Genomic DNA, 12856 nt, shown 5'->3' on the forward strand with positions numbered 1-12856 from the left:
CGGAATGAAATAAAAGCGTTCAGTCTTTCCAATACAGATGTTCCTATATCCTCGAAAAACAGTTCTCCAAATGCCACACTTAAGCGTTTGAAATGCCACATCTCGGTAACCGGAATGCCACACTTGAAGAAGTGCGAAGTATGGCATTCCGGGTGTTTAAGTGTGGCATTTAAGATACTCAGATGTGGCATTTCAAACACTTAAGTGTGGCATTTCGGGTACTTATATATCAAAGCTGAGCGCTAAATAAAAGTTGATGTGATTTACCCTCACTACTCTCACTCTTGAAATAAGTGGTTGATAGACTAAACATTAAGTGTGAGTGAGAGTAAATTTTGGGCGTGAGGGTAAGTTCCCTACCCTCACGCCCAAAACTTCATTTCTACAGATCAACTTGCTATAACACAATAAGATATCCCGTATTTAACGTAGATACCGTATAGGTCCGTAATCCGGCATTTTTAGCTTTTTTCCCCCGCATAGACGGCGGTATGTAACCCTTTCCAAGAATTATTCTCCTATAAATGTATAGTTTCTGTAGGGTTCAGTTTTCAGGTCAAATATTCTTCAAAGAGAACTTGATCATTCTTCATAAAACAGCTTGGTACATAAATGATCGTTTATCCCCCTATTTCTTTTTTCCCAATTGGAGAAATCATTTTCCCTAATTGGAAAAAAATATTTCTCCAATTGGGGAAATAGAACGTCCATTTATATCAAGTTATTTTTTAAGCATTACTAAGTCATAAAAAATTCTTTTTCTTCTTTCAGTTTTCCCCGAGCTCCCTGTTCATCGGTGTTCCGGCTGAAAGATGCCTGAAACAACAAGCAGGCTGAAGTTTCAGCCGGAATGTCGATGAACAGGGAGCTCGGGAGGGCTGAAAGACTGAAAGAGCATTTCTCTCAAAAATGTATTAGTAATGAATAAAATGATAAAGTAATACTATCTCTATTTACTTAATATTGGAATTATCATTTAATTCATAACCCGTCAGAAATAAAGATTTCACAAGCCACTAACCATCCCTTAAACAATGATAAGAAAAAGAAAAACTGGATGAGTAGTAGTTTTTTTCGTAACTTTGCACTGTTTTAAAGACATTGAATGAATGGAGTTTAAATACGACGTTATCGTGATTGGCGCCGGACATGCCGGTTGTGAGGCCGCAGCTGCTGCGGCAAATCTGGGTTCAAAAACCTGTCTTATCACCATGGACATGAATAAGATAGGACAAATGAGTTGTAACCCTGCCGTAGGAGGTATTGCCAAAGGACAAATTGTACGCGAAGTAGATGCTTTAGGTGGATATATGGGATTAGTGACCGATCAGACCGCCATCCAGTTCCGTATCCTGAACCGTTCCAAAGGCCCCGCAATGTGGAGCCCCCGTGCACAATGTGACCGCAATAAGTTCATCTGGGCATGGCGTGAAATCTTAGAAAATACTCCCAACTTGCATATCTGGCAAGATACAGTACGTGAAATTCTCGTTGAAAACGGAGAAGTGGTAGGCTTAACCACTTTACTCGATGTAACCTTCCGTGCAAAGTGCATCGTACTGACCGCCGGCACTTTCCTGAACGGATTAATGCACGTAGGACGTACCAAACTTGCCGGAGGACGTATGGCAGAACCTGCATCTTACGAATTAACCGAATCCATCGCAAGACATGGCATTGAATACGGACGCATGAAAACCGGTACGCCTGTTCGCATAGACGGACGGAGCGTGCACTATGAATACATGGAAACGCAGGATGGAGAATGTGACTTTCATAAATTCTCATTCCTGGATACCAGTGTACGCCACTTAAAACAACTCCCATGCTGGACTTGCTTCACAAACGAGGAAGTACACCGTGTATTACGTGAAGGGCTGCCGGATTCTCCCCTTTTCAACGGACAGATTCAGAGTATCGGTCCACGTTACTGTCCCAGCATCGAGACTAAAATAGTTACTTTCCCCGATAAGGAGCAACACCAGCTTTTTCTGGAACCGGAAGGAGAAACAACTCAGGAACTTTATTTAAATGGCTTCTCTTCATCACTCCCGATGAATATACAGATAGAAGCGCTGAAAAAGGTTCCCGCATTCAAAGATCTAGTGATTTATCGTCCCGGATACGCTATCGAGTATGACTACTTTGACCCTACCCAACTAAAACATACGTTGGAAACGAAGAAAATTAAAAATCTATTCTTTGCAGGGCAGGTAAACGGGACCACCGGATATGAAGAAGCAGCCGGACAAGGAATCATTGCCGGAATCAACGCACATATAAACTGTCACGGCGGTGAACCATTTACCCTTGCACGAGACGAAGCATATATCGGCGTATTAATCGATGATTTGGTAACCAAAGGCGTGGATGAACCTTATCGTATGTTTACTTCGCGCGCCGAATATCGCATCCTGCTACGTATGGACGATGCAGATATGCGTCTTACCGAAAAGGCATGGAAACTCGGACTCGTAAAGAGCGACCGTTATGAGTTACTGAAACGGAAGCGTGACTCGATCAATAGTATCATAGAATTCACTCGCAACTATTCGATGAAACCGGCATTAATCAATCCGGTATTGGAGCAATTGGGTACCACTCCCCTTCGCCAAGGATGCAAATTGATCGACCTTATAAACCGTCCGCAAGTTACGCTTGAAAACATGGCGGAGCATGTCAGCGCTTTCCGCCGGGAGCTGGATAAAGTTACTGAAAGAAAAGAAGAAATAATTGAGGCAGCTGAAATCCTGATTAAGTATGAAGGATACATTGGACGTGAACGAATGATTGCAGATAAACTGGCTCGTCTGGAAAGCATCAAAATAAAAGGGAAGTTTGATTATAATGCCATTCAATCCCTATCCACCGAAGCAAGACAGAAGCTAGTGAAGATTGATCCGGAAACGATAGCTCAGGCAAGCCGGATTCCGGGCGTATCACCAAGCGATATAAACGTATTACTGGTGCTTTCGGGCAGATAAAGCGAATACGTTCCACGTGAAACAAAGAATTCAATAAACGCATTAAAAATACTGATTATGAGCAAAGAAACTCTTGCAAAAAGCATTCGGGAAATTCCTGATTTCCCTATTCCGGGAATTCTATTCTACGACGTAACTACATTGTTTAAAGATCCTGCAAGACTCCAGGAACTTTCAGATACATTGTATGAAATGTACAAGGACAAAGGTATCACAAAAGTGGTAGGCATTGAATCGAGAGGCTTCATTATGGGACCTATCCTTGCCACCCGCTTGGGTGCAGGTTTCATTCCTATCCGCAAGCCCGGAAAGCTTCCTGCAGAAACCATTGAGGAAAGCTACGATAAAGAATATGGCAAAGACACCATTCAGATACATAAGGATGCCCTCAACGAGAACGACGTAGTTTTGCTACATGACGATCTGCTCGCCACAGGCGGAACAATGGAGGCTGCCTGCAAACTAGTACAAAAGATGAATCCGAAGAAAATATATGTAAACTTCATCATAGAACTAAAGGAGTTGCACGGAATAGACTTATTCAACAAAGACGTAGACGTACAGTCGGTACTTTCATTATAAACAAAGAGAAGAGATCTGAGAACCACATGGAGAATAACCCTGAACTTAAAACCAGCGAATATCTGAAAGGAATTGTATTGAACCTTCCGGATAGCCCCGGTATTTACCAATATCTGAATACCGAAGGGGTTATCATATACGTAGGTAAAGCTAAAAACTTAAAGCGAAGGGTCTCCTCCTATTTCAACAAAGAACACGAACCGGGGAAAACAAGAGTACTCGTCAGCAAAATAGCCGATATCCGATACATTGTGGTGAACTCTGAGGAAGACGCTTTGCTGCTGGAGAATAATCTCATCAAGAAATATAAGCCACGGTACAATGTCTTGTTGAAAGATGACAAGACATATCCGTCCATTTGCGTTCAAAACGAGTATTTTCCCCGGATATTCAAGACACGTAAAATCATACGCAACGGTTCCTCTTACTATGGCCCTTACAGCCATGTACCTTCCATGAATGCATTGCTTGATCTTATCAAGCACCTGTATCCGTTACGCACCTGCAACCTGAACCTTTCACCCGAAAATATCCGGGCAGGAAAATTCAATGTTTGTCTGGAATATCATATCAAGAACTGCGCCGGACCTTGCGTCGGGAAGCAATCACTGGATGATTACATGAAAAACATCGGAGAAATCAAGGAAATCCTCAAAGGTAATACGCAGGAAATACAACGGATGCTTTTTCAGCAAATGCAGGAACTGGCTGCCGAAATGAAGTTTGAAGAGGCACAAAAGGTCAAGAGTAGATACATGCTGATTGAAAATTACCGTGCCAAGTCAGAGGTAGTAAGCAATGTTCTGCATAATATCGATGTTTTTTCCATAGAGGAAGACAGCGATGGCAAATCCGCATTTATCAATTATCTGCATATCACAAACGGGGCAATCAACCAGGCTTTTACATTCGAGTACAAGAAAAGATTGAATGAAACCAAAGAAGAACTTATCCAACTGGGCATCATTGAAATGAGAGAGCGATACAAGAGCCTTTCACGCGAAATCATCGTGCCTTTCGAGGTGGATATGGAGTTGAAAGACGTGATCTTTACAATACCTCAGCGAGGGGATAAGAAGAAACTGCTGGATCTTTCCATTCTGAATGTAAAGCAGTATAAGGCCGATCGCATGAAGCAAGCCGAAAAGCTGAATCCGGAGCAGCGTAGCGTCCGCTTGATGAAAGAGATACAGGAAGAGTTACACCTTGAACATTTACCCATACAAATAGAGTGTTTTGATAACTCAAATATCCAAGGCTCCGATCCGGTTGCCGCCTGCGTGGTATTCAAGAAAGCCAAACCCTCAAAACAAGACTACCGGAAATACAATATCAAGACCGTAGTAGGCGCAGACGACTACGCCTCCATGAAAGAAGTCGTAAGACGCCGTTATCAGCGCGCTATTGAAGAGAAAGCAACCCTACCCGACCTCCTTATCACCGACGGTGGAAAGGGGCAAATGGGCGCCGTGAAAGAAGTTCTGGACGAACTAAATCTGAATATCCCCATTGCCGGACTTGCCAAGGATGGCAAACACCGCACATCCGAACTGCTTTATGGCTTTCCACCGCAGACTATCGGTTTAAAACAAAATACTCCCCTGTTCCGATTATTGACGCAGATACAGGATGAAGTACATCGTTTTGCCATTACTTTCCACCGCGAGAAACGCAGTAAACGACAGATTGCTTCCGAGTTGGATGAGATAAAAGGCATTGGAGAAAAGACTAAAGCAGCTCTGCTAAAAGAGTTTAAAAGCGTAAAGCGCATAAAAGAAGCATCCCTGGAGGCGCTTACGAAGGTTATAGGAGAAGCTAAAGCAAAAGTTATTGAAGAATATTTTAGGAGTTAACCCCTCCTTCTACATATTCATACATAAAAATTGCAGGCAATCACGAATTTATTCGTAACTTTGCATCCGGAAAAGTTTTTAAAAGATTAGGATAAAAAGAACATGAGAGTAGTCATACAACGTGTCGGACACGCTTCTGTTACAATCAACGGAACATGCAAGTCCGCTATAGGGAAAGGGCTTCTGATATTGGTAGGTATTGAGGAAACAGACGGACAAGAAGACATTGACTGGCTTTGCAAAAAAATTGTCAACCTGCGTGTCTTTGACGACGAGAATGGAGTAATGAACAAATCAATCCTCGACATTAACGGTGAAATACTGGTAATCAGTCAGTTCACCTTGCATGCTTCTACAAAGAAGGGTAACCGTCCTTCATATATACGTGCAGCAAAGCCCGATATTTCTGCTCCACTGTATGAACAGTTTTGCAAAGATTTGAGTTTTCTATTAGGCAAAGAAATAGGTACCGGAGAATTTGGTGCCGACATGAAGGTAGAATTATTGAACGATGGCCCTGTGACCATCTGTATGGATACAAAAAACAAGGAATGATGACATTAGAAGAAGCTCAGCATCAGGTAGATTGCTGGATCAAAAAGTATGGTGTACGCTATTTCAGCGAACTCACCAATATGGCTGTCCTTACTGAAGAGGTAGGTGAACTGGCAAGAGTTATGTCCCGCAAGTACGGTGACCAATCCTTCAAAGAAGGAGAAAAAGATAATATCGAAGACGAAATAGCGGATGTCCTCTGGGTACTACTCTGCATTGCCAATCAGACAGGTGTAAACGTCACTGAAGCGTTTGCCCGCAATCTGGAGAAGAAAACCCAACGGGATAACACCCGCCATATCAATAATCCTAAATTGCAAGACCATGGAGAAGAATGAACCTAACCAGAACAAGTATGATGCCGCATTGGCAAAGTACAACACACATCTGGACGATACGGAAGTAGCTGCCCAGGTAGCGAAAATCATTGCAGAAAAAGTGCCCGGAAACCATACGGAGGAGGTCAAGAAATTCTTGTTCCACTGCATTGATCTCACTACACTGAACACTACGGACAGCGATGAAAGCGTGATGAAATTCACTCAAAAAGTAAATCAGTTCGACGAAGAATTCCCAGATTTGGAGAATGTCGCTGCTATCTGTGTTTACCCTAACTTCGCAGAAATCGTAAAGAGTACCCTGGAAGTAGAGGATGTAAAAATAGCCTGTGTTTCGGCTGGTTTTCCTTCCTCACAAACCTTCACAGAAGTAAAAGTAGCAGAAACCGCCATGGCACTGATGGAAGGTGCAGACGAAATAGATATCGTAATTTCAGTAGGCAAATTCCTGAGTGGAGACTACGAAAACATGTGCGAAGAGATACAGGAACTGAAAGATGTCTGCAAGGAACATCACATGAAAGTGATTCTGGAAACAGGCGCTCTGAAGAGTGCTTCCAATATCATGAAAGCCTCTATCCTATCCATGTATTCGGGCGCAGATTTCATAAAGACATCTACCGGGAAACAACAACCCGCTGCAACCCCGGAAGCTGCTTATGTAATGTGCCGGGCTATTAAAGAATATTACGATAAAACCGGCAATAAAGTAGGTTTCAAACCTGCCGGAGGCATTAATACTGTAAATGACGCTGTCATCTACTACACTATCGTCAAAGAGGTGCTTGGCGAAGAATGGCTCAACAACCAATGGTTCCGCTTGGGCACCAGCCGCCTGGCCAATCTTCTGCTTTCGGACATCAAAGGCATGGAAATGAAGTTCTTCTAAGAGCTTCCATACCATAATAAAAACTAAAGAAGCTTGATAGGAAAAGCGAAACTTTTCCTATCTTTGCGACAACATAAGCCAATAGAGTTTTGGCTAAAGCATTGTATTAGAGAACGTTTCATTTATTACCTTTTTCCTGGAATTCGGCAAAATTCAATCTATGAAAGGTAATGAGCAAACGGGTCTCACGCACTTTCGTGTATATACTCTTGTTATATATCGAATAGGCGTGAGACTGTTGCTTGTATTTCATAGAAGGTTTGCCGAAGCCTCAGGAATGGTACAAGTAACAGTTCTCACGCTTTTTGATAACAAACGTAAAGATAAGAGTATGGAAACAAATTCGGCACCCCTCTTCCATCGGAATCCACAGGCACCTCCTGTGAACCGAAATCGTGAACAAGCCCTTCTCATCGGACTGATGAGCGGAGAGCAAGAGTTTTTTTACACAAACAGTCTGACTACGGGAAGAAGTCGTGAGGAGCTATCCCGACATCTTTCTTTAGCCGTAAGACTAAAAGACAAACCTAACATTCAACTGGTATTTAACTTTCTCAAAGAGGAAGGAGAACGCAGTGCATACAACATCATGATTTCTCTTTTTCTATCGGAGCATAACGAAAAAAAACGCGAAGCACTCATCAAAGAACGCTTTCTTGGCATCGATCGCTTCGTACAATATTGCAGAAATCTGAGTGACTTCCTGGTGTACATCAAAGAGAATAACACAATCGAAATAACCAATGAAGACCTCCAACGAGGTATATTAGCATGGGATTTAGGGCATCTGGTAAGTCTCGCCCGCGTATCTTATGACTATGGACTTTTAGCCGAAGAAGAAGCCTGGAAGTACATAGAATTTGCCGGTAAGAAATGCCGTGAAACATTCGCTTGCTGGAAAGAGATAGGCAAAAGCTTCCTGTTAGGACAAATCATGAGCTATCCCGGCGAAGAGAACTTCCAGGAAGCAATCCGCTATTTCCTGCTTTCGACGGAGAGTCTCGAAAGCCCTTGGGTAAAATGTAAGTTTGGTTGATTATTTATCGCGGTCCACTACATAATCCAAATAAGCAGCAAGGCCGGCTTTTACATCTGAATCAGGCAAGGATGCCAATAATGAAAGTGCTTTTTCCTTATAGGCAAACATGGTCTGCACTGCATATTCAATGCCACCTTGTTGCTTGGCAAATTCGATTAATCGGGCGATTTCATCGGCCGAGGCAGTACCATTTTTCACTTTGACGGCAATCTCTTCCGCACTTTCATCCTTGGTAGAGTTCAAGGCATAAAGAACGGGAAGGGTCAGTTTGCCTTCCAACATATCGTTTCCTGTTGGCTTACCTATCTCCTTACTATCATAATAGTCGAATATATCATCCTTAATCTGGAAGCAAAGACCGATATATTCACCGAACTGGCGCGCAAATTCCGCCTGTTCATCGGTCACTCCTACCGAGAGAGCACCCGATTTGGTACAAGCTGCAAAGAGCACAGCCGTCTTCTTACGGATCACATCAAAATAGATTTCTTCGGAGAATTGGAGATTACTTACATTAGAAAGTTGAAGAAGTTCTCCCTCGGACAAATTCTGTCCCAAACGGGAAACCACATCAATAATAGCGTAATTATGCGTCTTGCCTACCTGCACAAGTGCAGTTGCCAAAAGGTAGTCACCCACCAGTACCGCTACCTTATTATTATAAATGGCATTCACCGACAGCTGTCCGCGACGCTCGGTGCTTTCATCCACCACATCATCGTGTACCAGACTGGCCGTATGTAATAATTCAAGGGAAACCGCCGCATGAAGTGATTCGGGACAAATCCGTCCATATAGCTTTGCCACAAGCAGCAGCAAAATCGGACGCATCATCTTCCCATTCTTTTGTCGAATGTGTGAGATTACTTCATTCAGCAAAAAGTTGGAACTGGTAAGCGAATTGTCAAACAGCTTTTTGAAATCGTCCAGTTCTGCCGCTATCGGAGTTTTTATGAGTGATGAGTTGTCCATGCATCGCTATTTTCCCACAAAAATAGTAATAAAACACTTAATACGGTATTTTTTTGTACTTTTACCATGAAAAAAAGGATAAATATATGAATTCTGACGATAAACTGTTTCTTCTCGATGCCTATGCATTGATATATCGCGCCTATTACGCGTTCATCAAGAGCCCTCGGATTAACTCCAAAGGGTTCAATACTTCCGCCATTCTGGGCTTTGTAAATACCCTGGAAGAAGTACTTAAAAAAGAGAACCCTACTCACATCGGAGTCGCTTTCGATCCCGCCGGACCGACCTTCCGCCATGAGGCCTACGAACAATATAAGGCACAACGTGAGGAAACTCCGGAAGCTATCCGCCTTTCCGTACCTATTATAAAGGATATTATACGTGCATACCGCATTCCCATCCTGGAAGTAGCGGGATACGAAGCCGACGACGTCATCGGCACGCTTGCCACTGAGGCAGGGCAACAAGGCATTACCACTTACATGATGACTCCCGATAAGGACTATGGCCAATTAGTATCTGAAAACGTATTCATGTACCGTCCCAAACATACCGGCGGGTTTGAGGTTATGGGAATAGAACAGGTAAAAGCTAAATTCGACATTCAGTCCACCCAGCAGGTTATTGACATGCTGGGATTAATGGGGGATGCTTCCGATAATATTCCCGGATGTCCCGGCGTCGGAGAGAAAACCGCACAAAAGCTGATCAGTGAATTCGGCAGTATCGAAAATCTTCTGGAGCACACCGATAAACTAAAAGGTGCATTAAAGACGAAAGTCGAAAATAACCGGGAAATGATTATCTTCTCCAAATTCCTTGCAACAATCAAAATCGATGTTCCCATCAAACTTGACATGAAAGCTCTCGTTCGTGAAGAACCGAATGAAGAAGAACTCAGGAAAATTTTCGAAGAATTGGAATTCCGTACACTCATTGACCGTGTACTCAAGAAGAGTAGTTCCCCCTCCCCTTCTTCCATTGCTCCCGATCTTTTTTCACCAGGCCCGCTTTTTACTCAAAATAACGGTCCGGTTCAAGGCAATTTGTTTGAAGAATTTGCGTCCAACGGGCCGGAAGATTCCAAAAATTCAAATCTCGCGCGTTTAGAAACCATCAATGCCGACTATCAACTCATTGATACAGAAGAGAAAAGGAGCAAAATTATTAAAAAGTTGCTTACAACGAAAATTCTCTCAATAGATACAGAAACCACTTCAGCCGAACCAATGGAAGCAGAATTGGTAGGGATGAGCTTCAGCGATACCGAAAATCAGGCTTATTATGTTCCGGTTCCGGCAGAACGGGAAGAAGCGTTAAAAATAGTAAATGAGTTCCGGCCGCTCTACGAAAATGAAACTTCAATGAAAGTCGGACAAAATATCAAGTACGATATTCTTGTTCTTCAAAATTACGGGATGGAAGTGAAAGGTGAACTTTTCGACACCATGATCGCACATTACGTTTTGCAACCCGAACTTCGTCATAACATGGATTATCTGGCAGAAATTTATCTGCATTATCAAACCATCCACATTGATGAACTTATCGGCCCGAGAGGAAAGAATCAAAAAAACATGCGAGACCTTCCACCAGAAGAAGTTTACAAATATGCATGCGAAGATGCAGACGTTACTTTAAAGCTAAAGAATGTACTTGAAGAAGAATTGAAGAAACAGGGGGTTGAACATCTCTTCTATGAAATAGAAATGCCGCTCGTACGCGTACTCGCCAATCTGGAAAGTAACGGGGTGCGCATTGATACCGAAGCGCTGAAACAAACCTCCGAACATTTCACTGTCCGCCTGCAAGAGATAGAAAAAGAAATCTATGAACTGGCAGAGGAAACGTTCAATATAGCTTCACCCAAGCAGGTGGGCGAAATCCTGTTCGACAAACTGAAGATTACGGATAAGGCGAAGAAAACCAAGACAGGACAATACGTCACTTCGGAAGAGGTGCTGGAAAGCCTGCGCAATAAACATGAGATTATCGGAAAGATCCTCGAATACCGGGGATTGAAGAAATTATTAGGAACATATATCGATGCTCTCCCCCTGCTGATCAATCCACGCACAGGGCGTATTCATACTTCTTTTAACCAGGCAGTCACAGCTACCGGACGACTCAGTTCCAGCAACCCGAACCTGCAAAACATTCCTATCCGCGACGAAGACGGTAAGGAAATCCGTAAAGCCTTCATTCCGGACGATGGTTGCGAGTTCTTCTCCGCCGACTATTCACAGATAGAGTTGCGCATTATGGCGCATCTAAGCGAAGATAAGAATATGATTGACGCCTTCCTCAGTGGTTATGATATTCATGCCGCCACTGCCGCTAAAATATATAAGGTAGATATAAAGGACGTCACTTCCGACATGCGTCGCAAAGCTAAGACAGCCAATTTCGGTATCATCTACGGTATTTCTATCTTTGGATTGGCAGAACGTATGAATGTGGACCGTAAAGAAGCCAAAGAATTGATCGACGGATATTTCGAAACCTACCCGCAAGTTCGTGAATATATGGATAAAAGTATTCAGATAGCACGCGAACAAGGATATGTGGAAACGATCTTCCACCGCAAACGTTTCCTGCCCGATATCAACTCCCGCAACGCAACCGTACGCGGATATGCAGAGCGCAATGCCATCAATGCGCCTATCCAGGGAAGTGCAGCTGATATCATTAAAGTTGCCATGGCACGCATCTACAAACGCTTTCAAAGTAACAATCTGAAAGCAAAGATGATTTTACAGGTCCATGACGAACTAAATTTCAGCGTTCCAGAGGCTGAAAAAGAGTTTGTGCAACAAATTGTAATTGAAGAAATGGAACGCGCATATCGCATGCACGTACCCCTGAGAGCCGATTGTGGGTGGGGAAAGAACTGGTTGGAAGCCCATTAATTCCACCTATAACTTTATTTAACTTACAATCAGAAAGCAACTGAAGTAATCTGTTCGAAATACAGTTTGCTCACCATAATATCCGGCAACATCACTGCCGGATATTTTTTTGTCATCAATCTTGGCAAAAAGAAAGCATAAGAAAGCAATCGCATCTGACATTTTGACTATATTTAATTCATATATGATATTTATGTCAATTAAATACGTACCTTTGCAGCGAATTCAATGACATATTGATAGAATATAGTAAGAGATAACTTAAAAACATATAGAACCATGAGAACAAAAGTATTTTTAAAAACAGTTGCTTTATCAGCAGTTATTCTTTTTAGTGCTATGGCAGCTTCTGCAGCTAACAAAAACAACCTTATTTACAATTCGGAAGAGAAAGACGGAATGATGGTTGGGCAAACCGTTTACAAGATGGACAGTGGAACTTTAGCAAACTACATGAAGTACAGCTACAAGTATGATGACCAAAAACGTATGACGGAAAGCGAAACTATGAAGTGGAATAGCCAAAAGAATACTTGGGAAAACGACCTCCGCATTTGCTACGCCTATCAGGGAAAAAGTATCACTACCACTTATTATAAATGGAACAGCAAACAAAAAGCATACGTCCTTGTACCTGACATGACGGTTACAATGGACAATCCAAGCCTGTAAATCTTACAGATACTCTCTTAAAATTCTAACAAATTGAACAAACCGAAACCTTTATAAGTT

At 42.6% G+C, this 12856-nt stretch carries 10 protein-coding genes and 1 pseudogene; 9 read left to right on the plus strand and 2 right to left on the minus strand.

Going from position 1 to position 12856, the window contains the following annotated elements; all coding sequences use genetic code 11:
• Positions 1-191, minus strand: a pseudogene (locus BACCELL_RS27120) (hypothetical protein); the annotation flags it as partial.
• Between the two features lie 918 nt (positions 192-1109).
• On the opposite strand from BACCELL_RS27120, the gene mnmG reads away from it, so the two are divergent.
• The 7 genes from mnmG to BACCELL_RS08045 all read left to right on the plus strand — a co-directional run bounded on the left by mnmG (position 1110) and on the right by BACCELL_RS08045 (position 8237).
• On the plus strand, positions 1110-2984 hold the full coding sequence (gene mnmG, locus BACCELL_RS08015; RefSeq protein ID WP_007211187.1) for a tRNA uridine-5-carboxymethylaminomethyl(34) synthesis enzyme MnmG: 1875 nt from the start codon (positions 1110-1112) through the stop codon (positions 2982-2984).
• Positions 2985-3041: 57 nt separating this feature from the next.
• The gene (locus tag BACCELL_RS08020) at positions 3042-3566 is read left to right on the plus strand and encodes an adenine phosphoribosyltransferase (protein WP_007211188.1); all 525 of its coding nucleotides are present in this window, start codon (positions 3042-3044) and stop codon (positions 3564-3566) included.
• A gap of 26 nt (positions 3567-3592) precedes the next feature.
• Positions 3593-5419, plus strand: a complete 1827-nt coding sequence (gene uvrC / locus BACCELL_RS08025) for an excinuclease ABC subunit UvrC (RefSeq protein ID WP_007211189.1) — start codon at positions 3593-3595, stop codon at positions 5417-5419.
• Between the two features lie 102 nt (positions 5420-5521).
• Positions 5522-5974, plus strand: coding sequence for a D-aminoacyl-tRNA deacylase (dtd, locus tag BACCELL_RS08030; RefSeq protein WP_007211190.1), 453 nt, complete (start codon positions 5522-5524; stop codon positions 5972-5974).
• Positions 5974-6312, plus strand: a complete 339-nt coding sequence (locus BACCELL_RS08035) for a nucleotide pyrophosphohydrolase (protein WP_026366777.1) — start codon at positions 5974-5976, stop codon at positions 6310-6312. The genes dtd and BACCELL_RS08035 overlap by 1 nt, the downstream gene beginning before the upstream one ends.
• Complete coding sequence (deoC, locus tag BACCELL_RS08040; protein ID WP_007211192.1) at positions 6299-7201, plus strand: deoxyribose-phosphate aldolase; 903 nt, start codon at positions 6299-6301, stop codon at positions 7199-7201. The genes BACCELL_RS08035 and deoC overlap by 14 nt, the downstream gene beginning before the upstream one ends.
• 331 nt (positions 7202-7532) lie before the next feature.
• On the plus strand, positions 7533-8237 hold the full coding sequence (locus BACCELL_RS08045; RefSeq protein WP_044153701.1) for a DUF1266 domain-containing protein: 705 nt from the start codon (positions 7533-7535) through the stop codon (positions 8235-8237).
• Here BACCELL_RS08045 and BACCELL_RS08050 read toward each other — a convergent pair whose 3' ends face one another.
• Positions 8238-9212, minus strand: a complete 975-nt coding sequence (locus BACCELL_RS08050; RefSeq protein WP_007211194.1) for a polyprenyl synthetase family protein — start codon at positions 9210-9212, stop codon at positions 8238-8240. It abuts the gene before it with no gap.
• An 86-nt stretch (positions 9213-9298) separates the two neighbouring features.
• Between BACCELL_RS08050 and polA the strand changes: the two genes are divergently transcribed.
• Positions 9299-12124 carry a DNA polymerase I gene (gene polA / locus BACCELL_RS08055; protein WP_007211195.1) on the plus strand — a complete coding sequence of 942 codons (2826 nt, stop codon included), beginning with the start codon at positions 9299-9301 and terminating at the stop codon, positions 12122-12124.
• 279 nt (positions 12125-12403) lie between these two features.
• A complete protein-coding gene (locus BACCELL_RS08060; protein ID WP_007211197.1) occupies positions 12404-12796 on the plus strand; it encodes a DUF3836 domain-containing protein in 393 nt (130 codons plus the stop codon).
• The last annotated feature ends 60 nt before the right edge of the window (positions 12797-12856 follow it).

The sequence above is a fragment of the Bacteroides cellulosilyticus DSM 14838 genome, assembly GCF_000158035.1.
Lineage (GTDB): Bacteria > Bacteroidota > Bacteroidia > Bacteroidales > Bacteroidaceae > Bacteroides > Bacteroides cellulosilyticus.